This is a genomic window from Simplicispira metamorpha (assembly GCF_004341365.1).
GTDB lineage: Bacteria > Pseudomonadota > Gammaproteobacteria > Burkholderiales > Burkholderiaceae_C > Simplicispira > Simplicispira metamorpha.
The window spans coordinates 1-23,653 of record NZ_SLXH01000025.1; the positions used below are offsets into that span (position 1 = coordinate 1).

Here is a 23,653-nt window from a genome sequence, read left to right on the forward strand (position 1 = left end):
GGTTGTTCCTTATCGACCAGCGCTTTCAGGAGCTTGGCCACGGCCAGGGGCTGCAGCTCGGCGTCGGTTTCGACCAGGATGGCGCGGTCGGCGCCGATGGCCATGGCCGTGCGCAGGGTTTCCTGGCATTTGGCGTCGCCGCACGAGACGGCGATGACCTCGGTGGCCACGCCTTTTTCTTTCAGGCGCACGGCCTCTTCGACGGCGATTTCGTCAAAGGGGTTCATGCTCATCTTGACGTTGGCGATGTCCACACCCGTGTTGTCCGATTTGACGCGGACCTTCACGTTGTAGTCCACCACGCGCTTGACGGGAACGAGAATTTTCATCAGAGGGTTTCCTTGTGGATAGCGAAAGTGAAACGGGGCACACGCGCCTGCATGGCAGGCGTTACTCGTTGGAGATGCCCTTGTCGCGGATCAGTTGGCCCCAGCCCGGCCAGGGTGGTGGTGCGGGAAAAAGGCATGGGGCGTACTGTCAGTGGATGGTGATGGGGGTGACGGCAGGGCAATCAGTCCAGCCGGGCGCCAGCGGCCTCGACCAGGTGTTTCCAGATCGGCAGGTCGCGCTGGTAGTTCTGCTGGAACTCCTGCGGGCTGTTCATCAGCGGCAGAAAGCCAGCGCCGGAGATGCGTTCCAGCACCTTGGGGTCTTTGGCCACTTCGCGCAGGTGGGCGTAGAGCTGGTCGATCACGTCTTTGGGCGTGCCTGCCGGTGCGCCCACGGCCACCCAGCCAAAGATGGAGTAGGCATCGTCCTGCACGCCCTGCTCAAAGATGGTGGGCACCTTGGGCAGGATGTCCATGCGCTGCGTGCCGGTCACGCCGATGGCCTTGACGCGGCCCGCGTCAATGAAGGGCTTGGTGTTGAGCGCGCTGGAAAAGCACAGCTGCAACTGGCCGCCGATCAGCTCCTGGATCATGGGCGCCTCGCCCTTGTAGGCGACGTGAACCATGTCGGCATCCATGGACTTGCTCATGTACGCGCCCGCCAGGTGGGCATACGAGCCCGTGCCCCAGGAGCCATACGAGAGCTTGCCCTTGTGGGATTTGGCATAGGCCAGCAGCTCTTTCATGTTGTTGGCGGGCACCGAGGGGTGTACCACCAGCGTCACCGGGGCGGCGGCAATCTGCGTCACCAACGCCAGGTCTTTTTGCGGGTTGTAGGGCAGCTTGGTGTACAGAAACTGGTTGATCAGCATCGAGGTGCTGAGCGACAGCAGCAGCGTGTGGCCGTCAGCGGGGGCCTTGGCCACGGCATCGGTGCCCAGAATGCCTGCGGCGCCGCCCTTGTTGTCCACCACCACGGGCTGGCCGATGCGCTTGGACAGGGCCTCGCCCACAGTGCGGGCGATGATGTCGGTGGCGCCACCGGCGTTGAAGGGCACCACCAGCCGGATCGGCTTGGTGGGCCAGGCGGTCTTGGCCGACTGGGCCAGGGCCGGGCCCAGCAAGTGGGCGCCGCCCAGTGCGGCCATGCCTTGCAGCAGGCTGCGGCGTTGGGGGGATGAAAAGCGCATGTGTGTCTCCTTTTTTATGCCAAAACAGGCCCTGACCCTTGCGTGGTGGGCGCGAGCAGCTATCAATTTTGAATGGCTTACAGCGGCGGCAGCGTCAGCACGCCCTTGTCGCGCAGGGCCTGCAACTCGCTCTCTGGCAGCTGCAAGAGCTGCTGCAACACCTCGCGCGTGGCCTCGCCCAACGTGGGCGGAGCGCGGCGAATCGGCAGGCGCTGGCCGTCCAGGCGGTAGGGCGGCGCAAACACATGGGTGGTGCCCGCCACCGGGTGGGGCATTTCTTGCAGCAGACCGCCCCGGCGGGTGCGCTCGCTGGTCAGGGCTTCGTGCAGACCGGCGACGCGGCCACAGGGAATGCCAGCCGCCGTGAGGCGCTGCAACAGCAGGTCGCGCGGAAAGCTGGCAATCAGCTCCTTGAGCATGGGCCCCAGCGCCAGGCGGTTTTTGGCGCGCTCGACGTTGGTGGCAAAGCGCGGGTCTTCCACGATGTCGGGGCGCTCGATGACCTGGCGGCAGAACTTGTCGAACTGGCTGTTGTTGCCCACGGCGATGATGAGCGGGCCATCAGCGGCGTCGTACATACCGTAGGGCACGATGGACGGGTGGGCGTTGCCGTAGCGCTGCGGGTCGTGGCCCAGCAGCATGGCGTCCAGGCCGTAGTAGCCGGTGATCATCAGGCCGCAGTCGTACAGCGCCATTTCGATGTGGCGGCCCTGGCCCGTGGTGCTGCGCCGGAACAGGGCGGCCAGCACGGCCTGGGCAGCGTACATGCCGGTCATCATGTCCACGGCGGCCACGCCAAATTTCAGCGGCGGCTGGCTGGCCTCGCCGTTGAGGGCCATCAGGCCCGCCTCGCCCTGGATCACCAGGTCGTAGCCGGGGCGCTTGGCCTCGGGGCCGGAGCTGTCGTAGCCCGCCACCGAGCAGTAAATCAAATCCGGCTTGATGGCCTTGAGCTGCGCGTAGCCCAGACCGAGTTTTTCGGCGCCGCCGGTCTTGAAGTTCTGTATCACCACGTCGCACTGGGGCAGCAGGTCGTGGATGATTTTCACGCCCTCGGGCGTTTGCAAATCCACCGTGATCGACCGCTTGTTGCGGTTCATGCTGTTGTAGTAGGTGGTTTCGGTGTGGCCTATGCGCATGCCCCAGTCGCGCGTGTCGTCGCCGCGCCCGGGGTGCTCGACCTTGATGACCTCGGCGCCAAAATCGGCCAGCACCATGCCGCACAGCGGCCCGGCAAACACGCGCGAGAGGTCGAGCACGCGCACGCCCTCCAGCGGAAAGTCCATGCCGCCGGGCGCTGCGGTGGGAGAGGTGGGGGAAGTGGTCATGGGGGGTGTCTCCTTGCCTGCGCGTTAGGCGCAGCGGTGGCGCAGGGGTGCGAAATCGGGCGAACGTTTTTCCAGAAAGGCGCCAATGCCCTCGCGGGACTCTTCGGTCTCTTGCGACTGCACCATGTACTGGGCTTCCTGCTCCAGCTGGGCGTCCAGCGGCTGCGCATAGGCGTTGCGGCACAGCGCCTTGATGCGGGCCATGGCCAGCTCGGGGCCAGAGGCCACCTGGGCGGCCAGCACCAGCGCCTGCGCCAAGGCATCGCCCGGCTCGGCCAAGCGATTCACAGCACCCAGCGCGTGCAGGCGCTCGCCCGAGATGCGTTCGCCCGTCAGGCACAGCTCGGTCAGCACCTGGCGCGAGACAAACTCGGCCAAAAACGCCGTGGCGCCGCCGTCGGGCGTCAGGCCCACTTTCACGTAGGCCACCGAGAACACGGCGTTTTTGGCGGCCACCAGCAGGTCGCAGGCCAGCGCCAGCGACAGGCCAGCGCCAGCGGCAGCGCCCTCCACCGCCGCAATCACCGGCTTGCGGCAATCGCGCACGGTGCGGATCAGGTCGTGCAGGCCTTCGAGCTTGGCGCGGCGCTCATCCACCGGCAGTTCACGGCGCTTGGCCAGCTGGCGCAGGTCGCCGCCCGAGCAAAAATGCCCGCCCTCGCCCGTCAGCACGATGGCGCCCACGCTGGGGTCATCCTGCGCAGCAGCCAGCGCCTGGGTCAGCGCGGCATAAAACGCGGGCGACAGCGCATTGCGCGCTGCCGGGTTGTTGTTGGACAGCACCAGCACCGCGCCCTCGCGGCGTTGCAGCAGCGGCTCGCTCATGGCTTCAGCCCTCGCCCAGCGCGATGTAGCGCGCCAGGTGGTGGTCTTCGTCGCCCAGCTCGTGATCGATCATGACCAGGCGCTTGGCGTAGTGCGACAGCGGCAGCTCCCAGGTCATGCCGATGCCGCCGTGCATCTGGATGCTTTCTTCCGACACCAGCGCGCCAATGCGGCCAATGGTGAACTTGGCTGCCGACAGCGCGCGTTCGCGCTCGGTGCGGTCGGTGCTGTCGATGGCGGCAGCGGCGTTGATGACTGCCGAGCGCGACTGCTCCACCTCCAGCAGCAAATCGGCCATGCGGTGTTGCAGTGCCTGGAAGCTGCCAATGGGCACGCCAAACTGCTTGCGCGTTTGCAGGTATTCGAGGGTGTCTTTTTTGGCCACTTCCATGGCGCCCAGCGCTTCGGCGCACAGCGCCAGCACGCCCCAGCCCACGGCCCGCTCCAGCGTGGCAAAGCCCTGGCCCTCGGTGCCCAGCAGCGCATCCATGCCTACCTGCACGTTGTCGAGGGTGATTTCGGCCACGCGGCCACCGTCGATGCGGCCCATGCCCCGGCGCGCCACGCCCGCGCTGTCGGCAGGCACCAGGAACAGCGAGATGCCGTCCTCGCTGTCCACATCGCCTGCGGTGCGGGCCGACACCAGCAAGAGCTGGGCGTTGTCGCCCTGCACCACCACGGCCTTGGCGCCGGTGAGCTGCCAGCCATCACCGCTGCGCACGGCGCGGGTGCTGACGCGGGCCATTTCGTAGTGGCTGCCGGGCTCGTCGTGCGCCAGTGCGGCCACGGTGCTGCCGTCGATCAGGCTGGCAATGCGCTCTTTTTGCGCGGCGGTGCCCGCTGCGGCCAGGGCACGCCCCACCACCAGCGCGCCCAAAAAGGGCTCGACCACCAGCCCCCGGCCCAGGGCCTCAAACACCACGGCCACGTCAAAGCCTGCGCCGCCAAAGCCGCCGTCCTCTTCGGTAAACAGCGCGCCAATGGCGCCCAGCTCGGCAAACTGCGCCCACAGCGCAGGCGCCATGCCCACGTCGCCATAGGCGATGGCGTTGCGGGTGTCAAAACCGTACTGCTCGGCCACAAAACGGTTCAGCGTGTCCGCCAGCATGCGGCGGTCTTCGGTGTGTTCAAAATTCATGGGGTCAACCTCACAGGCCCAGGATCATCTTGGAGATGATGTTTTTCTGGATTTCATTGGAGCCGCCAAAAATCGACAGCTTGCGGTAGTTGAAATAGCTGGCCGCTGCGGTAGCGGCCTCTTTGGGCCCCACGGGCGCATCGGCATAGCCTTCGTATTGCGCCGCTTCAATGAAGGGCAGCGCATACGGCCCCATGGCGCGGCGGATCAGCGACAAAATCTCCTGGCGGATTTCGGTGCCACGGATCTTGAGCATGGAGCTTTCAGCGCCCGGCACGCCGCCACCGGCCACGGCGGCAATCACGCGCAGGTTGGTGGTTTTCATGTTCTCCAGGTCGATTTCGACCTGGGCCATCCGGGCGGCAAACTGCGCGTCCTGGTTCAGGGGCTTGCCGTTGCGCTGCACCTTGGCGGCGATGACCTTGAGCTTTTCCAGCGCAGCCACCGAGAAGCCCACGCCCGCAATGCCGGTGCGCTCGTAGGTGAGCAAGAACTTGGCGTAGGTCCAGCCCTTGTTCTCTTCGCCCACCAGGTTCTCGGCGGGCACGCGCACATCGGTGAAGAACACTTCGTTGACTTCGCGGTCGCCGTCCAGCGTGCGGATGGGGCGAACCTCCACGCCGGGCGTGTTCATGTCCACCAGCAAGAAGCTGATGCCCGACTGGGGGCGCGCTTCGCGGTCGGTGCGCACCAGGCAGAAGATCATGTTGGCGTGCTGGCCCTGGGTCGTCCAGGTCTTTTGGCCGTTGACGATGTAGTGGTCGCCTTGCGCGTCCACGCCGCGCACCGCCGTGGTCTTGACCGAGGCCAAGTCCGAGCCCGAGCCTGGCTCGGAGTAGCCCTGGCACCACCAGTCGGCGCCGCTCAGAATGCGCGGCAGCCAGTACTGCTTTTGCGCCTCGTTGCCGTACTTGATGAGCACCGGGCCCAGCATGTTGACGCCAAAGGGCACGATGCGCGGGCCACCGGCCAGGGCACACTCGTTGTCAAAAATAAACTTCTGCACCGCGCCCCAGCCGGGGCCGCCGTACTGCTCGGGCCAGTGGTTGGCCAGCCAGCCGCGTTCGTTGAGGATGGCGTGCCACTCCTCCTGGTCGGCCTTGGTCAGGCGCTGCCCGGCCTTGACCTTGTTGGCAATGCGGGCGGGCAGTTTGTCGCGCAGAAAAGCCTGCACCTCGGCGCGGAAGGCTTCTTCTTCGGGGGTGAAATTCAGGTCCATATCGTTCCTTGGTAGTCAGAAGATCTCAAACAAGCCAGCGGCGCCCATGCCCCCGGCAATGCACATGGTGACCACGCCGTACTTGGCTTTGCGGCGGCGCCCTTCCAGCAGCAAATGGCCCACCAGGCGCGCACCGGTCATGCCAAACGGGTGGCCAATCGAGATGGCGCCGCCGTTGACGTTGAGCCGCTCGGTGGGGATGCCCAGCGTGCGCTGGCAGTACAGCGCCTGCGAGGCAAACGCTTCGTTCATCTCCCACAGGTCGATGTCCTGCACCGTCAGGCCGTGGCGCGCCAGCAGCTTCGGCACCGCAAACACCGGGCCAATGCCCATCTCATCGGGCTCGCAACCGGCCACGGCAAAGCCCCGGAAGGCGCCCAGCGGTGAGAGGCCCAGGCGCTCGGCCTGGGTGGCCTCCATCAGCACGCAGGCGCTGGAGCCGTCCGACAGCTGCGAGGCGTTGCCCGCCGTGACGAACTGGCCCGGGCCTTTGACGGGTTCGAGCTGCGCCAGCGCCTCCAGCGTGGTGCTGGGGCGGTTGCAGTTGTCGCGCGTGGCCACCACGTCGCGGTAAGTGACTTCGCCCGTCTCTTTGTTCTTTTCTGCCATGCGGGTGGCGCAGGGCACGATCTCGTCGGCAAACAGGCCCTGGGCCTGCGCGGCGGCGGTGCGCTGCTGGCTCAGCAGCGAGAAGGCGTCCTGGTCTTCGCGCGTGATGCCGTAGCGGTGGGCCACGGTGTCGGCGGTGTCGATCATGGCCATGTAGAGGTCGGGCTTGTGCGCTTTCAGCCAGGGGTCGATGTCGGCGGGCAGACCGGCGCGGATGGCCGAGATGCTCTCCACACCGCCCGCCACCATGGCGGGCACGCCTTCGGCCACGATGCGGTCGGCCGCCGTGGCAATGGCCTGCAAGCCCGAGGCGCAAAAGCGGCTCACGGCCACGCCCGCCACCGACAGCGGCAAACCGGCGCGCACCACGGTCTGGCGGCCAATGTTTTTGCCGGTGATGCCTTCGGGGTAGCCGCAGCCCATCACCAAATCTTCGATCAACGCGGGGTCGATGCCCGCGCGCTCCACGGCGGCCTTGACCGAGAAGGCGGCCAGTTGCGGCCCCGGCGTGGCGTTGAATTCACCCCGGTGGGATTTGGCCAGCGGCGTGCGGGCGGTAGAAACGATAACGGCTTGGCGCATGGTTTTGCTCCTTTTTTGCTAGCTGGTAGCGCTTACTGCACACGGTTTTGATGATAAAAAACCACTCAAACCCAGCGCAGGAAAGCGCTAGCAGCTATTGTTTTAATAGTTCTCGGTGGCCAGCCGCTCAGGCGCTGTGGTTCAGGCTGTCGAAGTTGCGCCCTTCCTGCACCAGCTTGAGCAACAGCGGCGAGGGCTTCCAGAACAGCGGGTCTTCTTTGGCAAACGCTTCGATGTCGGCCAGCAGCTGGGGCAGGCCGTACATGTCGGCCCACTTCATGGGGCCACCGCGAAAGCGCGGAAAGCCGTAGCCCGAGATAAAGGTCACGTCCACGTCCAGCGGGCGCAGGGCAATGCCTTCGTTGACCACGTTGGCGCCTTCGTTGGCCATGGCGGCCATGTAGCGGCGCATGATCTCGTCGGCGGTAAAGCTGCGCGGCGTGATGCCTTTTTTGGCGCGCTCGGCGTCCACGATGGCCAGCACTTCAGGGTCAGGCTGGCCCGTGCGGGCGCCTGCGGGGTAGAGGTAAAAACCGCGCTGGGTTTTCTGGCCAAACCAGCCGCGCTCGCAGATGCGGTCGGACACTTCAACGTAGCGCGCTTTGGGGTCGCGCGTGGCGGCGCGGCGCTTGCGCGTGGCCCAGCCGATGTCGCCACCGGCCAAATCCGTCACCTGGAACGGACCCATGGCAAAGCCAAAGCCGCGCACGGCCTCGTCGATCTCGTAGGGGCTGGCGCCGTCTTCCATCAAATAATCGGCCGCCTGGCGGTACACGGCCAGGATGCGGTTGCCGATGAAGCCATCGCACACGCCGGCGCGCACGGGCACTTTTTTCAGCTTGTTGGCCAGCTCGAAGGCGGTGGCCACCACGTCGGCGCTGACCTGCGCGGGCACCACAATTTCCAGCAGCTTCATGATGTTGGCCGGGCTGAAAAAGTGCAGGCCAATCACGTCTTGCGGGCGGCTGGTGGCAGCGGCAATGGCGTCAATGTCGAGGTACGAGGTGTTGGTGGCCAGCACGGCGCCGGGTTTGCACACGCGGTCCAGCTCCTTGAACACGGCTTTTTTCACTTCGAGGTCTTCAAACACGGCCTCGATCACCAAGTCCACGTTGGCCAGGTCGTCATACGAGGTGCTGCCGGTGTAGCGGGCCAGCACGGCGGCCTTGGCCTCCTCGGTCATGCGGCCTTTGGCGACCAGGCCGGTATAGACCTTTTCGACGTTGGCGCGGCCCCGGGCAATGGAGTCGGCGTCGCGCTCGACCATGGTCACGGGGTAGCCCGCATCCAGCGCCGAGACGGCAATGCCCGCGCCCATGGTGCCGCCGCCGATGATGGCGATGCTGGCAAACGCGCGCGGTGCGGCGGCCTTGGCCTCGGGCACCTTGACCACTTCGCGCTCGGCAAAAAAGGCGTGGATCAGGCCAGCGCGCTGCGGGCTGTCAATGCACTGCAAGAACAGCGAGCGCTCCAGCGCCATGCCCTCGTCAAACGGCAGCTGCACCGCCGCCTGCACGCATTCGATGATTTTCAGGGGCGAGAACAGGCCCCGGGTTTTCTTGGCGGTGTCTGCCTTGAGCGCATCCAGCTCGGCCAGCGCGGCGGCTGGGTCGGGGATAGCGATGTCGCGGGTGCGGCGCACGGGGGCGTTTTGCGCCAGCAGCGCGTTGGCGTAGGCCAGGCCAGCGGCCAGGGCGTCGTCACCTTCCACCAGTTGATCGACCAGACCCGCCGCCAGCGCGGCCTTGGCCGACAGGTGCTTGCCGCTGAGCATCAGCTCGGTGGCAGATTTCACACCCATCAGGCGCGGGGCGCGCTGCGTGCCGCCCGAGCCGGGCAGCAGGCCCAGCGTCACTTCGGGCAGGCCCAGCTTGGCGGCAGGCAGTGCCAGGCGGTAGTGGGCCGACAGCGCCACCTCCAGGCCACCGCCCAAGGCGGCGCCGTGCAGCACGGCCACCACGGGCTTGGTGCAGTCTTCGATGGCGCGGCACACCTCGGGCAGCGAGGGCGGCATGGCGGGCTTGCCAAACTCGCGGATGTCGGCACCGGCAATAAAGGCCTTGCCCGCGCCCACCAGCAGCACCCCCGCCACGGCGGCATCGGCCTGGGCCTGCGCGATGGCAGCGGCCAGACCCTGGCGCACGGCCACGCCCAGCGCGTTGACCGGCGGGTTGTCGATGGTGACCACCAGAATGGCGCCCGTGCGGGCAGTGGTGACAACGGAATCGGGAATAGCTGCGGCCATGCGGGAGTCTCCTGGTAGTTGGGAATGAGCCTGCTATTGTTGATGCGCCAAACAATCTTGACAATTACATTAACGATTGACAGACTGTCAAATATTCTTTGACACAAACGGCATATCAACGCCCCCTCCCATGGAAATCACGTCCCTGACCGTGCTGGTGGACATTCTGGACGCGGGCAACTTGAGCCAGGCCGCGCGCAACCTCAAGATGACGCGCGCCAACGTCAGCTACCACCTCAGCCAGCTGGAAAAATCAGTGGGCGTGCAGCTGGTGCGCCGCACCACGCGCCGCGTCGAGCCCACCGAGGTGGGCCTGCGCCTGTACCAGCATGGCCGCGCCATCCAGAACGAGATGCGGGCCGCGCGCGAAACCATCGCCACGCTGGGCCAGGGCCTGCAAGGCCGCGTGGGCCTGAGCGTGCCCAGCGGCTACGGGCAGATGGTGATGTCGGACTGGCTGATCGACTTCAAGCGCCTGTACCCCGGCATCGTGCTCGATGTGCGCTTTGAAAACCGCGTGGACGACCTGATCCGCGACGAGGTGGACATTGCCATCCGCGTCATGCCCGAGCCCCCGCCCACGCTGGTGGCGCGCGACATGGGGGCGGTGCGCTACACGGCCTGCGCCTCACGCGAGTACGCCCAGGCGCACGGCCTGCCCACCGGGCTGGAGGCGCTGCGCACCGCGCCGCTGATCACGGCGGGCGTGGTGGGGCGCCAGCTACGCCTGCGCGCCTACCAGGGCACGCAGCGCGAAGAGGTGACGCTGGAGCCAACGCTGATCTCCGAGCACTTTCCGTTTCTGCGCCAAGGCATTCTGGCCGGGCTGGGCGTGGGGCTGGTGCCCGACTACGTGGTGCAAGACGCCGTGGCCAGTGGCGAGGTGCTGACCACGCTGGACGAGTGGCGGCTGAGCATTTTCGGCACACAGATGTTCATGCTCTATATGCCCGACCGCCACCAGACGCGGGCGGTGCGCACCTGCATCGAGTATTTGCTGGGCCGTGCCCTGCCCGCAGGCACCTCCCCGGCCCCCACACCGGCCCCGCTGCCCTGCCCGGCCGCGCCCTGAGCGCATAAGCGCCTCTGGCCGGGCGCCCCGCTCAATCCAGCGCCAGCGCCAGCGCGATGGGCAAAAACACCACCGCCGCCACGTTGCCGATCAGCACCATGGAGGCCACCTTGTCGGGCTCTTGCTGGTAGCGCTCGGCAAACATGTAGTTCAGCACGGCGGGCGGCAGCGCGCCAAACACCAGCACCAGCGCCTGCTCGCGCGCGGGCAAGTCCAGCACCTGGAGCACCGCCCAGGCCAGGCCCAGACCGACGATGGGGCGCAGCGCCGCACCCAACAGGCCCACGCCCACGGCGGTGATTTTGGAATCGGCCAGGCGCGCGCCCAGGGCAAACAGCATCAAAGGGATGGAGATATCGCCCACCATCTTCACCGACATCAACAACGGCGGCCACACCGTAACGCCCGCCAGCCCCACCGCCAGACCTGCCAGCGTGGCCAGGATGACGGGCGAGCGCCACAGCGTCAGCAGCCGGGTGCGGTGGTCCAGCAGCCAGGCGCCAAACGAGAAATGCAGCAGGTTGGACACCAGAAACATCACCACCGCCGGGGCCAGCGCCGTCTCGCCAAACGCCAGCACGGCCAGCGGCAGGCCCAGGTTGCCGCAGTTGTTGAACATCATGGGCGGCACCAGGGTTTTGGGCTGCATGCCCAGGGCCTTGGCCGCCAGCCAACCCACCACGCCCGAGCCCAGCATCATGAACGCCGCCGCCCCGGCCAGCGGCAGGTACTCGGTCAGGCGGAAGTCTTTGCTGACCATGGCGGCAAACACCAGCGCGGGCACGAACACATCCATGTTCAGCTGGTTGGCGTGGCTCAGGTCGGGGCGGCTGCGCCGTCCCACCCAAAAACCCAGGGCGGTGATGGCGAACATGGGAAACAAAATGGCAACAATGCGCAGCAGCATGGGAAGCACCGAAGAATAAAAAAAGCCTGCGGTGGCAGGCAGGCTCCGATTGTCGGACTTTCAGGGGGCGGGCGTCGCCCCCAGCGGCCGCCCAGGCGCTCCGTCAGGGGCGGCCATAAGTGGCCGTGAAGCTGGCCTTGGCCAGCGTGTGGGCGTTGACCATGAAGCCCGCCAGCGCCGCCGTGGCATCGTCGGGAATCTCCAGCTTGGGCACCCCCAGGGCGTGTACGGTGAAGATGTAGCGGTGCGGCTTGTCGCCTGGCGGCGGGCACACGCCGCCCCAGGCAAAGCTGCCGTAGTCGTTGCGAATCTGGCGCGCACCCGCAGGCAACCCGGCGCTGCCCTGCGCGCCCGCGTTGGGCGCCAGCGCAGTGGTGGTGGCGGGCACATCCACCACAAACCAGTGCCACCAGCCCGAGCCGGTGGGCGCATCGGGGTCGTACACCGTCACGGCAAAGCTCTGCGTGCCCTCGGGCGCGCCGCTCCACTGCAACACGGGCGATTCGTTGCGGCCCGAGCAGCCAAAGCCGTCGAACTCGAAATGCTGCGGCACGGTGCCGCCGCTGGCGATGTCGGGGCTGGAGAGGGTGAATGTGGTCATGGGCAGGTTCCTTGGTAAAAAATCAGACAAAAAGTGGCTCCAGGGCTTACGTGGCGTGCGCAAGCAGCTATCAATAATGAAGCCATGTTGGATTGGGCGCAACCCAACCCACGAGGCTCAAGATGCCACACGGATACGCAGAGCTTCTTGGGCCAGCATGTTGATACTTTTACCTTCGGCTTGTGCAGCAATAGCCAATTGTTCATGCAACTCTGGCGGGATTCTGAGATTGAATTTTCCAGAGAAATGCTTTCTGGGTTCGATGCCTTTCTCGTTGCAAACCTCCAGAAAGACTTGCAAGGATTTCTTGAACTCGGTTCGCAAATCTTCTGGATTTTTGCCATAAAAGTCAGCGCCACCGTTTAACCCAAGAATCTCACCACGAAAGAGATCAAGCTCTTCGTCGCACTCAATCTTGGCGTGATAGCCGTCCACTGTCATTACGTTCATGGTTCTACTCCGTGCTGCTCAAGCCATTTGCGAGCGCTTGCGATGGCACCTTTATAGGTATTGAGCGAGGGATGCGGTCTGTGAAAGACACGTACTTCGCCAAACAGCACAACCGCCACACGGCAGCCTTCTCGCTCACTGACTGCGCACCCAGCTCCTCAAACAAGCCTTCGATGTCGCGCCACTGAACGTTTGGTCTGGCAAAGATGAGCTTCAGCGTGCGTTGGTGTTTTCGCTTCATCGCCTGATGGTGCCGTTATTTGGTACCTTTTCAAGAATGCAAGGAATCTTTGCCTTGTTGTCTAACGCCCTGAGTTCAGTCGCCGCCGTAGGCGGTCGGCTGCGACGAATAGTTAGAACTATTGCGAATCAATTATTCCTTTTGCTTTTTCAATTGCCTCTGCCGCATTGCCTGAGGCTAGATCTTTCAAGATTGCTCCCGCTCCGAGAAGAATAAGTCCGACAGCTGCAACTTTTTCTGTAGGAAGATCTTTGGCAGTTTCCAGCAACTCTTTGAGGCCGGCAGTGATTGAGTCAAGTGTGGACATTCAGTTTCTCTTTTTGGTGTGATGAAGCTTAATTTTCTAACGAATGACTTAAGCCGCCAGCCGAAGGCAGGTCGGCTTGACTGTATAGTTAGACCTATTAATTAGACACAAGTTTTAAACGAATATTTAAAATTATTCACCGCAAATGTAATCAATAAGTTCATTATATTTTTCATTTAACGCAGGAATATCTTTTTTGCCGTCATACAATGTAATCGAACTTAAACTAGGGAGCCACATGAATTTCACATAGCCAACATATGCACCATATGAATTTTTTGCATTCAATTCACCACACACATTTGTATTAATTTTTGTCTCATCTCTTTGTGCGGGTTTTGTAACAACACGGACATTGCGGAATTTCGCACTATCCGGATCTTTGAGATCGTATTTCGCTACCTCTTTTGCCTTCTCAATTAATTGTTTGTCTTTTTTGACTTCAGCGAATACAGGATTTAAAAACACAAAAGTAAAATATAAACATCCCAACAGAGAATGGACAATTTTTTTCATAGAAATTTCATAATTCTTAATAACGAACCAAAGTAACCGGCTGCGAAGCCGTCCGCGTTGACTGCCATGTTAGAGCTTGTTTAGCTTGTGACGATTTCATAAGCCATCACGATTTTCTCGATCTGTATAGATGCGCTCCTTCTGTCATCCGCGACGGCGGTAATTAACTTTATGTCCTTGTTGTTCGGAACTTCATCAGGGGTAAGTAGTTCGACATCCATCCACTTACCGTCATCGGAAATGGCAGATATTCTTCCAATGGCGATTGTGTGGCCGCTAGTGGTTACTAGCCCGAAATACCACTGGTCTTGCATCATTCGGCTTGTATACCAAGCAGGAAGTATTTCGGCTGCCTTTCCGGCGTTACTTAGCATGCCAATTTTGGCTTTGACCTTCTTCCACTGCTCATTAGAAATCCAGAGGCTGGCTAAGCCTGTCACAGCACCAATAATTGAAAGAACCATTTCCAAAATAGCTATCCTTGTACGGCAGTAAACTCTAACTAGAATTAGACGGCAGCCATCGTAAGCAAACTGGTCTGCCAAAAAATATTTATCTATTGGTACACAGGGATAGTATCGAGATAATTATTTTTGGGCAAACCTCAATTTTTCCGGATGACATCGTTTTCCAATCGTGCGGCACCCGCCGCAGCGGCCATGCCGGGGGCCGTCCCAGCGCCCCAGCTGTTGGATCGCAGAAAACCGGGGCAAGCTTCCAATTCAATGCCAAATCAGCCTCCAGCCCTTGCGCAGAAAGCGCGAGCAGCTCTTATTTCAGGAGCATTTACTGATGGCGGCGCGCCTCAAATCCGCCCCTCCTCCACCGCATGGCAGGCGATGCGGATGCCGCCCAGGCTCAGCAGCGCGGGGCGCTCGGTGCGGCAGCGCGCGTTGGCGTGCGGGCAGCGCGGGTTGAAGGCACAGCCCGGCGGTGGGTTGAGGGGGTTGGGCACCTCGCCCTGCACCGGGGTGCGCGCGCGGCCCGTGTCGTGCATCTTGGGGATGGCGTCGAGCAACATGCGCGTGTAGGGGTGGCGCGGGGTGTCGAACAGGGTGTGCTTGTCGGCCAGCTCCACCAGGCGGCCCAGGTACATCACGCCCACCTGGTCGCTCACGTGGCGCACCACGGCCAGGTTGTGGCTGATGAACAAATAGGTCAGCTGGCGCTGGCGTTGCAGGTCTTTCATGATGTTGAGCACCTGCGCCTGCACCGACACATCCAGCGCGCTGGTGGGCTCGTCGCAGACCAGAAACTCGGGCTCGGTGGCCAGCGCCCGCGCTATCGAGATGCGCTGGCGCTGCCCGCCCGAGAACTGGTGCGGAAACTTCACCCTGTCCAGCGGCGACAGGCCCACGCTGCTGAGCAGCTCGCCCACGCGCGCCTGCAATTGGGCCTTGCCGTGGATAAGGCCGTGCGTGCGCAGCGGCTCGGCCACGATGTCCTCGACCCGCCAGCGCGGGTTCAGGCTGGCGTAGGGGTCTTGAAAAATCATCTGGATGCGCCGGCGCATGGCTTTGGCGTTGCGGCCCTTGAAGGCGGCGTGCGCGTCCTGGCCATCAAACGTGAGGCCGCCGCGCGTGGGCTCGTACAGGCCCACCAGCAGGCGCGCCACGGTGCTTTTGCCGCAGCCCGATTCGCCCACCAGGGCCAGGGTTTTGCCCTTCTCGATCTCGAAACTGACGCCATCGACGGCGTGCAACAGCGCGCGCGGCTTGCCCTCCAGCACGCGGTTGAGCCAGGGCGCCGAGACATCAAACGTCTTGGCCAGATCGTGCGCCTGCACCAGCGGGGCGTTCATGCGCGCACCTCTGGCGGCGCGGCGTGCAGCCAGCAGGCGGCCTGGGTGGCGCCGGCACTGAGCAGGTCGGGGCGCTGCGCGGTGCAGCGGTCAAAGGCGCGCGGGCAGCGCGGGTGGAAGGCGCAGCCGGGGGGAATGGCGTTGAGGCGGGGCATGGCACCGTCGATCTGGTTCAGGCGCTCGCGGTCTTGCGCCATGTCGGGGATGGCGGCCATCAGACCCACCGTGTACGGGTGGGCGGGGTGGTTGATGACCTCGTGTACCGGGCCGATCTCGGCGATGCGCCCGGCGTACAGCACGGCCACGCGGTCGCAGGTTTCGGCAATCACGCCCATGTCGTGCGTGATGAGCATCACGGCGGCGCCGCGTGCGTGGCACACCGATTTCAGCAGCTGGATGATTTGTGCCTGGATAGACACGTCCAGCGCCGTGGTCGGCTCGTCGGCCACGATGAGCTGGGGTTCGGCGGCCAGCGCCAGGGCAATCACCACGCGCTGGCGCATCCCGCCCGAGAACTGGTGCGGGTAGTGGTCGATGCGCTGCGCGGGCGCGGGGATGCCGGTGTCGCCCAGCAAATCAATGGCCCGCTGGCGCGCCTGGGCAGCGCTGACGGGCAAGTGCGCCAGGATGGTTTCGATGAGCTGCTGGCCCACGGTGTAGAGCGGGTTCAGCGAGGTCAGCGGGTCTTGGAAGATGGCGCCAATGCGCCGCCCGCGAATGTGGCGCATCTGCGCGTGATCGAGGTGGTCAATGCGCTGGCCGCCCAGCAGAATCTGCCCGCCCGCCACGCGCCCCGGTGGCTCCAGCAGGCCGATGATGGCCGCGCCCGTGAGCGATTTGCCCGCGCCCGACTCGCCCACCACGCCCAGAATCTCGCCCGGCGCGATGGCAAAAGAGATGTCGTCCAGCGCGCGCAGCGTGCCCCGGCGGCTGGGAAACTCAACGACCAGGTTCTTGACTTCGAGCAGGGGCGGGGTGGGTGAATTCATCGTTCAATTGCTACTTTTTTGATAGCTTCTTGCGCTGATTGTGCAAGGGCTAGAGGCTGATTTGGCTCAAAATTTCAGCGCAGGCGCGGGTTCAGCGCATCGCGCAGCCAGTCGCCCAGCAGGTTCACGCTCAGGGCGATGAGCACCAGCATCAGGCCGGGGAACACCGTGATCCACCACTCGCCCGAGAACAAATAGTCGTTGCCCACCCGGATCAGCGTGCCCAGCGAGGGCGAGGTGGGCGGCGCGCCCACGCCCAGAAACGACAGCGTGGCCTCGGTGATGATGGCCGTGGCCACCTGGATGGTGGCCAGCACCAGCACCGGCCCCATCACGTTGGGCAGCACGTGGCGGCGCATGATGGTCAGCGGCGCCACGCCGGTGACGCGCGCGGCCTGCACGTATTCCTTGTTGCGCTCGACCAGCGTGGAGCCGCGCACCGTGCGCGCGTACTGCACCCAGCCGGTGAGCGAAATCGACACGATGAGCACGCCAAAGGCCAGTGACTCGTGCGCGTTGGGCAGCAGCGCCCGGCCCACGCCCGCAATCAGCAGCGCCACCAAAATGGCCGGAAACGACAGCATCACATCGCACAGGCGCATGAGCAGGCCGTCAATCCAGCCGCCGGTAAAGCCCGCCAGCAGCCCCAGCGCCACACCCACCACCACCGACAGCAGCACCGAGGCGATGCCCACCACCAGCGAGATGCGCGCGCCGTAGATCAGCGCCGAGAGGATGTCGCGGCCCTGGTCATCGGTGCCCAGCAGGTATTTGGCGCTGCCGTGCTCGCTCCAGGCGGGGGGCAGGCGCGCGTCGCTCAGCTCCAGCGTGGCCAGGTCAAACGGGTTGTACGGCGCCACCCAGGGCGCAAACAGCGCGCAGAACACGCACACCAGCGCCACGGCGGCAGCCACCAACGCCATGGGCGAGGTGCGCAGGCTGTAGCCCACATCGCTGTCCCACCAGCGCAGCAAGGTTGCCTTCATGGCGCGGGTGCCTTGCAGGGGTGGGGCACAGCGCTCTTCGCTACTGAAAAAATAGCTGATCGCGCTTGACTGGCGTGGCTTGGAGCCGTTTTTTGCTTGAATTTCATGGTGCGATGGTGGTGTGCCACTGGTGCTGCTGCGGGGGCCTTACGGCGTGGCCAGGGGCATGGCCTGCTCGACCAGGCTGGCGTGCAAGGCGGCGCCCAGCGGCAGGATGTCGTCGTTGAAGTCGTAGCGGCTGTTGTGCAACGCACAGGCGCTGGGGCCACCGCCCTGGCCCAGGCGCAGGTAGGCGCCTGGCTTGCTTTGCAGCATGAAAGAGAAGTCTTCTGCGCCCATGCTGGGTTCGAGGTCGCGCACCACGTTGTCGGCGCCCACCAGGCGCTCGGCCACATCGCCCGCAAACAGCGCTTCGCTTTCGGTGTTGATGGTGGCGGGGTAAATGCGCTCGTACTGCACCGTGGCCGTGGCGCCAAAGCCCAGGGCGATGGCGCTGCACAGCTCTTTCAGGCGCTGCTCCACCATGGCCTGCACGGCGGGGTCAAAACTGCGCACCGTGCCCACCAGGGTGGCGGTGCCCGGCAGCACGCTGAAGGCGCCCAGGTCGCCCGCCTGCACTGCGCACAGGCTGATGACGGCGCTATCGAGTGGCCGCACGTTGCGCGCCACGATGCCTTGCACGGCGGTGATGATGTGCGCGGCCACCAGCACCACATCCACCGTCTGGTAAGCGTGGGCGCCGTGGCCGCCGCGCCCGGCAATGTGGATGGTGACGCGGTCAGCAGCGGCCATCATGGCGCCGCTGTTGATGCCCACGGTGCCCGGTTGCATGGCGGGCCAGTTGTGCATGGCGTAGATGGACTGCACCGGAAAGCGCTCGAACAGGCCGTCTTCCATCATCACGCGGGCACCGGCAAAGCCTTCTTCGCCGGGCTGAAAAATCAGCACCGCTGTGCCATCAAACTGGCGCGTGGCCGCCAGGTAGCGCGCAGCACCCACCAGCATGGCGGTGTGGCCGTCGTGGCCGCAGCCATGCATAAGGCCGGGCTTGCCCGACTTCCAGGCAAAGTCGTTGTGCTCGGCCATGGGCAGCGCGTCCATGTCGGCGCGCAGGCCCACCATGGCGCCGCTCGATTGCCCGCACCCCCGGATCACCCCGACCACGCCGGTGCGGCCAATGCCGGTATGCACTTCATCGACGCCGCACACCTTGAGCGCCTCGACCACGCGGGCCGCCGTGTAGACCTCTTCAAAACCCAGCTCCGGGTGGGCGTGCAGGTCGCGGCGCAGCGCGGTCAGCTCCGGGTGGTACTGGGCGATATGGGCAAAGGCCCGGCCCCCGATTTTCCAACGCGAGAACGCCATCAGTGCCCCCCTGCCTGGCCCACGCGCAGGCGCGGGTCCACAACGAAATACAACAAATCCACCACCAGGTTGATGACCACAAAAATCAGCGCAATCAGACACAAATAGGCGGCCATGACGGGAATATCGGCAAACGTCACCGCCTGGATGAACAACAGGCCCATGCCGGGCCACTGGAACACCGTCTCGGTGATGATGGCAAAGGCAATCAGCCCGCCCAATTGCAGGCCGGTGATGGTCATCACCGGCACCAAGGTGTTTTTCAGGGCATGGCCGAAGTGGATGGCCCGGTCAGACAGGCCGCGCGCCCGGGCAAACTTGATGTAGTCGGTGCGCAGCACTTCCAGCATTTCAGCGCGCACCAGCCGCATGATCAGCGTGAGCTGAAAAATCGCCAGCGTGATGGCCGGCAGCGTGATGTGGTGCCAGCCCTTGAGCGTGAGCAGCCCCGTGCTCCACCAGCCCAGTTGCACCACCTCACCCCGGCCAAAGCTGGGAAACCAGCCCAGCGTCACGGAAAACACCAGAATCAACAGGATGCCGATCAGGAACGTGGGCAGCGATACGCCCAGCAACGAGAGCGTCATGAACAACTGGCTGGTGAAGGTGCCCCGCTTGAGCGCGGCATAGACCCCCATGGGCACGCCCACGGCCAGCGCCAGAAAAGCGGCCACCAGGGCCAACTCCAGCGTGGCCGGAAAACGCTCTGCCATCAGGCTGGACACCTTGGCGCCCTGGCGCAGGCTCAGGCCAAACTCCCCCTGCGCCGCATTGAGCAGAAAGTGCCAGAACTGCACGATGAAAGGCTGGTCCAGCCCCAGATCGGCGCGCAGGGCACGGATCTGCTCGGGCGTGGCGTCCTGCCCGAGCAAGAACACCACGGGGTCGCCCACATACTGGAACAGCATGAACGACACCAGGGCCACCGTGACCATGACCATCACCGCCTGGATCAGGCGGCGCAGTATGAAAGCAAGCATCAAAAAAGGTGGTGTGTGTGGTCGATAACGCCGCAGACGGGCTGCGGCGACAAAGCGGACAAGGATAAAGCAGTTCCACCGCACTGGCAGCCGCAGGGGCAGGCACAGCATGGAACGAAAACGAGGATGCTTGTGCGCCCACCAATGCAAAGGCCCCGGTACTTCGGAGCCTTTACAGCGTGCGGGCAATGGCCTGCGTCAGAACCGGTGGCGGATACCGATGGTAAAGCCCGTGCGCGACTTGGCACCGTTGGCGCCAGTCGGGTTGGTGGCAGAAACGGCAGCCGCGCTGCTCAGGCTGACGGCGCCTTTGAGCTTGGTGTGATCCACCTCCAGGTAAGCGTCCGTGCGCTTGGAGAATGCGTAGTCTGCCGCCATGGTGAAGAAGTTGGCCTTGGCATCTGCCATGGCCACGGGGCCAGTTTGCTTGGCATGGAAATAGTGGGCGGCCACGTTGAGTTGGGGCGTCACCTGGTAGCCCACACCCAGTTTGTAAATCGTGCGCTTGTTGGCGGCCAGGAATGCGGGGCCCCCAAAGCCACCGTTGATCGTGCCCTGCCACATGGCGCTGAGCACGGCAAAGTCCACCGGGCTGGTCAGTTGATCGACCTTGTTCTCGCCGTAGCCCAGGTTGATGTACCAGGGGCCGGTGCGGTAGGAGCCGCCCAGCGTCCAGGCTTTGACTTTCTTGCCCGAAGCAAACTCATAGTTCTGGTAGCCCATGCCAGCGGCCAGGCCATCTGCGGCATAGCGCAGGTAGCCGCCCACGGTCTTGCCGCCTGTCGGGCTGTTGGCGTCAAAGGAATACTGCAAAGCGCCCCGCACAGGCCCCACCTCGGCCATGTACTTGATCATCTCGTTCTGGCGCGCGCCCAGCGCAAAGCCGATTTCCGGCTTGTAAATCTCCATGTAGGGCGAATAAGGGTAAGACGCATAGGTGCTGGTCACCAGATCAAACAGGATGTTGTATTGGCGGCCAAAAGTGACACGCCCGAAGCCCCCCTGCAAACCCAGCCAGGACTGCTGGAACGCTGGCGAGGTATTGGCACCGTTGTTGGCGGTAAAACGGTTTTCCATATTGACCAGCGCTTTGAGGCCACCGCCCAGGTCTTCCGTAACGTTGATACCCCAGCGGCTTTGCGACATGCCGCCACCCACCATCTGGCTCAATGACTCGCCAGGGTTGGTCGCTGGGCCTTCGTTGGTAGTGCGGCGATACGCCAGATCGACGATGCCGTACAGCTGCACACTGCTGCTTTGTTCAGCACTGCCTTGCGCACAGGCCGTTGCCGACGCCAAGGCCACGACCCCCAGAACACCCACCTGCTTGAACGTGTTTTTCTTCATGTCGTTGTCTCTCTTTCTGTAGTTGGTTACGACCAATTCAGTGTAGTAAGAGCATTACTGACAAAAACCGCTTGTTGCAAATGGCCTACACGTGATAGCGCTGATTAGAGCCCTCACTCCATTTTTGACCCCGAAAAAACCAAAGCCGCCAACCCGAAGGTTGGCGGCTTTTTCTATATCACGACTGGCTTATGCCAGCGGGTGATTAGAAGTTGTGGCGAATGCCCAGGCCCAGGTGGTTCTTGGCGCCAGTAGTCAGCTTCTTTTCGCCGTCTTTGTAGTAAGCGGCGTAAGCGAAGGTGCGCTTGGACAGGGCGTACTTGCCTTCGACGACCACGTCGGTGTCCTTAGCCTTGGTGTCGCGAGCGATGTCCAGGGTCACAGAGAAAGCACCGACTGGAACAGTACCGCCAATGGTGAAGCCGCTTTGCTTTTGTTCGCCAGCAATGCCCTTGCCGCCCTTGTAGCCGTCTTGCCACGAAGCAGCGATCTTGGCCACGCCGAAGTCGTAAGAACCGCCCAAGGAAGCATTGCCCTTGAAGTCCTTGACCTTGTTGTACGACAGAGCAGCAGCGATGGGGCCGTTTGCGTAGATGACGTTCAGGTCATACTTGGCATTGCCACCGTTGTCGGGCTTCATGATGTAGCCCACGGTTGCGCTGAAACCACCGAAATTGGGGGTGGTGTAGGCGAATTGGCTGTCGTTACGCGAACCAGCGGCCACGAAACCGAATTGGTTGGCAGCAGCCGAGTAGTTGGCGGCGCCAGTCAGTTCCCAGGCAGCCATGCCGTAGTAGCTAGGAGTCAGCGAACGGCCCAGACGCACGGAGCCGAAGTTGCCCGACAGACCCAACCATGCAGCGCGTTGGAATGTGTTGGCATCGGTCTTGCCGGATTCAGCGTTGATGCCTTGCTCGAAGTTGAAGGAAGCCTTCAGGCCGCCACCCAGGTCTTCCACGCCGCGCACGCCCAGACGGCTGTTGCCGTTGTTCATGGTGCCATTGCCGGTCATTTGAGCGGAAATGCCGTTGGATTTGACCAAGCCGAGGTCAGCCACGCCGTACAGAGTGACGGAAGATTGAGCCATGGCGACGCCGGAAGCAGCCAGCACGGCCAGGGCAATCAGGGATTTTTTCATTGCGAGTTACTCCAAGGTTAAACATAGGGCGCCGGTACGGGGGGTCTTGGGTGTTGTGGCACCTGCTCAGTCCCGCCGGTTCCCCGGGCCAACCTCCTGGTGGGGAAGTTGTATCTATTGCACCAGACACGGGACAGTTTCGCAAAGGAATTCACCCACAATGGGCGCCAAAGCCAAAATTCGTTGCACGCCTGCAACATAGCGGGGGAGATGGCACTGACCAATCCGTCTGGAGACCACGTCAAGTCCAAAAACCTGCTTTTTTGTATCCGAATGAAAATTTCGCAGCAAACAAATCTCAGGAGAAACCGATGGATCAATTACTCACCGCTGCCGATGCAGCCCTGCGCACGCTCTTTGCCACACCACGCGCCAATGAAGAATCGCCCGGAAAGCAACATCCCGTTGGTGATCTCGACGCCGCAGAGCAGCGCTTGTCGGGGGCATTGATGCGCGTCAACCATGTGGGCGAAGTGTGCGCACAGGCGCTGTATACCGCCCAGGCCGCTGTCACCAAAGACCCGCAATTGCGCGCCCACCTGCTGGAGGCCGCCCGAGAAGAGGGCGACCACCTAGCTTGGACGCGCGAGCGCCTGCAAGAGCTGGGCACGCGCCCCAGCCTGCTCAACCCGCTGTGGTACGCGGGCGCATTTGCGCTGGGGGTGGTGGCCTCCAAAGTGAGTGACGCCATGAGCCTGGGCTTTGTGGTGGAAACCGAAACCCAGGTGGCCGCGCACCTGCAAAGCCACCTTGATCGGTTGCCGGAACAAGATTTGGCCTCGCGCGCCATCGTCGAGCGCATGAAGGACGACGAAGAGCGCCATGCGGCCAACGCGCTGGCCGCAGGCGCCGTGGACATTCCACTGCCCGCGCGGGCGCTGATGCAGGCAGCAGCCAAGGTCATGACCACCACAGCGCATTACATCTGAACTGAATGCGCTGCACTTTGCTGGGGGCCATACCGTTTGTCAGGCCTCCAGCACCTCAAAGCTGGTGGTGATGGCCGCTGTCTTGCCCAGCATGATGCTGGCCGAGCAGTATTTGTCATGGCTCATGGCAATGGCGCGCTCCACGACGGGCGCAGCCAGGCCTTTGCCGGTCACGGTGAAGTGCATGTGGATGGCGGTGAACACCTTGGGATCGGTGGCGGCGCGCTCGGTGGTCAGCTTGACGCTGCAACCGCGCACATCATGGCGCCCGCGCTTCAGGATCAAGACCACGTCATAGGCAGTGCAACCGCCCGTGCCGGCCAGCACCGTTTCCATGGGCCGGGGCGCCAGGTTCTGGCCACCGTTGGCGGGGTTGGCAGCGTCGGGCGCACCATCCATGGTCAGCACATGGCCGCTGCCCGTCTCTGCCACAAAACCCATGCCTGAGCGCGTGCCCGCGCCACCTGTCCAACTCACTGTGCATTCCATGCCGATGACCTTTGTTATGTGAAATGATTTTTGCCTGAGCGCCTTGCCCACCCCCACGTGCAGCCACATG

Annotated in this window: 24 protein-coding genes; 2 read left to right on the forward strand and 22 right to left on the reverse strand. The window is 63.5% G+C overall.

Annotated elements, in window-relative coordinates:
- The 8 genes from EV674_RS12965 to EV674_RS13000 all read right to left on the reverse strand — a co-directional run.
- Positions 1-329: electron transfer flavoprotein subunit beta/FixA family protein (locus EV674_RS12965; RefSeq protein WP_424540837.1), on the reverse strand; the 329-nt coding region annotated here is incomplete at its 3' end.
- Between the two features lie 182 nt (positions 330-511).
- A complete protein-coding gene (locus EV674_RS12970) occupies positions 512-1,519 on the reverse strand; it encodes a Bug family tripartite tricarboxylate transporter substrate binding protein (protein WP_119013802.1) in 1,008 nt (335 codons plus the stop codon).
- 77 nt (positions 1,520-1,596) lie between these two features.
- Positions 1,597-2,847: a CaiB/BaiF CoA transferase family protein gene (locus EV674_RS12975; protein ID WP_193552701.1), complete on the reverse strand. Its 1,251-nt coding sequence runs from the start codon at positions 2,845-2,847 to the stop codon at positions 1,597-1,599.
- A 24-nt stretch (positions 2,848-2,871) separates the two neighbouring features.
- The gene (locus tag EV674_RS12980) at positions 2,872-3,672 is read right to left on the reverse strand and encodes an oxepin-CoA hydrolase, alternative type (protein WP_119013800.1); all 801 of its coding nucleotides are present in this window, start codon (positions 3,670-3,672) and stop codon (positions 2,872-2,874) included.
- A 4-nt stretch (positions 3,673-3,676) separates the two neighbouring features.
- On the reverse strand, positions 3,677-4,810 hold the full coding sequence (locus EV674_RS12985) for an acyl-CoA dehydrogenase family protein (RefSeq protein WP_119013799.1): 1,134 nt from the start codon (positions 4,808-4,810) through the stop codon (positions 3,677-3,679).
- Positions 4,811-4,820: 10 nt separating this feature from the next.
- Positions 4,821-6,029 carry an acyl-CoA dehydrogenase family protein gene (locus tag EV674_RS12990; protein ID WP_119013798.1) on the reverse strand — a complete coding sequence of 403 codons (1,209 nt, stop codon included), beginning with the start codon at positions 6,027-6,029 and terminating at the stop codon, positions 4,821-4,823.
- Positions 6,030-6,044: 15 nt separating this feature from the next.
- Complete coding sequence (locus EV674_RS12995; protein WP_119013797.1) at positions 6,045-7,220, reverse strand: acetyl-CoA C-acyltransferase; 1,176 nt, start codon at positions 7,218-7,220, stop codon at positions 6,045-6,047.
- A 127-nt stretch (positions 7,221-7,347) separates the two neighbouring features.
- Positions 7,348-9,465 (reverse strand): 3-hydroxyacyl-CoA dehydrogenase NAD-binding domain-containing protein, encoded by a 2,118-nt coding sequence (locus EV674_RS13000; protein ID WP_119013796.1) that lies wholly within the window; start codon positions 9,463-9,465, stop codon positions 7,348-7,350.
- Positions 9,466-9,595: 130 nt separating this feature from the next.
- Between EV674_RS13000 and EV674_RS13005 the strand changes: the two genes are divergently transcribed.
- Complete coding sequence (locus EV674_RS13005; RefSeq protein ID WP_119013795.1) at positions 9,596-10,537, forward strand: LysR family transcriptional regulator; 942 nt, start codon at positions 9,596-9,598, stop codon at positions 10,535-10,537.
- A gap of 31 nt (positions 10,538-10,568) precedes the next feature.
- Here the strand turns inward: EV674_RS13005 and EV674_RS13010 are convergent, their stop codons facing one another.
- The 13 genes from EV674_RS13010 to EV674_RS13075 form a co-directional block, all read right to left on the reverse strand.
- A complete protein-coding gene (locus EV674_RS13010; RefSeq protein WP_119013794.1) occupies positions 10,569-11,444 on the reverse strand; it encodes an AEC family transporter in 876 nt (291 codons plus the stop codon).
- Positions 11,445-11,547: 103 nt separating this feature from the next.
- Positions 11,548-12,045, reverse strand: a complete 498-nt coding sequence (locus tag EV674_RS13015; protein ID WP_119013793.1) for a YbhB/YbcL family Raf kinase inhibitor-like protein — start codon at positions 12,043-12,045, stop codon at positions 11,548-11,550.
- Positions 12,046-12,162: 117 nt separating this feature from the next.
- Positions 12,163-12,495, reverse strand: a complete 333-nt coding sequence (locus tag EV674_RS13020) for a type II toxin-antitoxin system HicB family antitoxin (RefSeq protein ID WP_119013792.1) — start codon at positions 12,493-12,495, stop codon at positions 12,163-12,165.
- 359 nt (positions 12,496-12,854) lie between these two features.
- Positions 12,855-13,043, reverse strand: coding sequence for a hypothetical protein (locus EV674_RS13030; protein ID WP_132750449.1), 189 nt, complete (start codon positions 13,041-13,043; stop codon positions 12,855-12,857).
- Between the two features lie 132 nt (positions 13,044-13,175).
- Positions 13,176-13,559: a hypothetical protein gene (locus EV674_RS13035; protein ID WP_132750450.1), complete on the reverse strand. Its 384-nt coding sequence runs from the start codon at positions 13,557-13,559 to the stop codon at positions 13,176-13,178.
- Between the two features lie 80 nt (positions 13,560-13,639).
- Positions 13,640-14,029, reverse strand: a complete 390-nt coding sequence (locus EV674_RS13040; protein WP_132750451.1) for a hypothetical protein — start codon at positions 14,027-14,029, stop codon at positions 13,640-13,642.
- A gap of 335 nt (positions 14,030-14,364) precedes the next feature.
- Positions 14,365-15,360: an ABC transporter ATP-binding protein gene (locus EV674_RS13045; protein ID WP_119013790.1), complete on the reverse strand. Its 996-nt coding sequence runs from the start codon at positions 15,358-15,360 to the stop codon at positions 14,365-14,367.
- Positions 15,357-16,349 carry an ABC transporter ATP-binding protein gene (locus EV674_RS13050; RefSeq protein ID WP_119013789.1) on the reverse strand — a complete coding sequence of 331 codons (993 nt, stop codon included), beginning with the start codon at positions 16,347-16,349 and terminating at the stop codon, positions 15,357-15,359. The genes EV674_RS13045 and EV674_RS13050 overlap by 4 nt, the downstream gene beginning before the upstream one ends.
- A gap of 74 nt (positions 16,350-16,423) precedes the next feature.
- On the reverse strand, positions 16,424-17,335 hold the full coding sequence (locus tag EV674_RS13055; protein ID WP_119013788.1) for an ABC transporter permease: 912 nt from the start codon (positions 17,333-17,335) through the stop codon (positions 16,424-16,426).
- A 147-nt stretch (positions 17,336-17,482) separates the two neighbouring features.
- Positions 17,483-18,700, reverse strand: coding sequence for a M20 aminoacylase family protein (locus EV674_RS13060; RefSeq protein ID WP_119013787.1), 1,218 nt, complete (start codon positions 18,698-18,700; stop codon positions 17,483-17,485).
- A complete protein-coding gene (locus EV674_RS13065) occupies positions 18,700-19,680 on the reverse strand; it encodes an ABC transporter permease (RefSeq protein WP_119013786.1) in 981 nt (326 codons plus the stop codon). The genes EV674_RS13060 and EV674_RS13065 overlap by 1 nt, the downstream gene beginning before the upstream one ends.
- A 198-nt stretch (positions 19,681-19,878) precedes the next feature.
- Positions 19,879-21,027 (reverse strand): porin, encoded by a 1,149-nt coding sequence (locus EV674_RS13070; RefSeq protein WP_119013785.1) that lies wholly within the window; start codon positions 21,025-21,027, stop codon positions 19,879-19,881.
- Positions 21,028-21,232: 205 nt separating this feature from the next.
- Positions 21,233-22,165: a porin gene (locus tag EV674_RS13075; protein ID WP_119013784.1), complete on the reverse strand. Its 933-nt coding sequence runs from the start codon at positions 22,163-22,165 to the stop codon at positions 21,233-21,235.
- A 311-nt stretch (positions 22,166-22,476) separates the two neighbouring features.
- Here EV674_RS13075 and coq7 point away from each other — a divergent pair, with 311 nt between their 5' ends.
- Complete coding sequence (coq7, locus tag EV674_RS13080; RefSeq protein ID WP_119013783.1) at positions 22,477-23,094, forward strand: 2-polyprenyl-3-methyl-6-methoxy-1,4-benzoquinone monooxygenase; 618 nt, start codon at positions 22,477-22,479, stop codon at positions 23,092-23,094.
- A 39-nt stretch (positions 23,095-23,133) separates the two neighbouring features.
- On the opposite strand, the gene EV674_RS13085 is transcribed toward coq7, so the two are convergent.
- Positions 23,134-23,583, reverse strand: coding sequence for an OsmC family protein (locus tag EV674_RS13085; protein ID WP_119013809.1), 450 nt, complete (start codon positions 23,581-23,583; stop codon positions 23,134-23,136).
- Between the last annotated feature and the right edge of the window lie 70 nt (positions 23,584-23,653).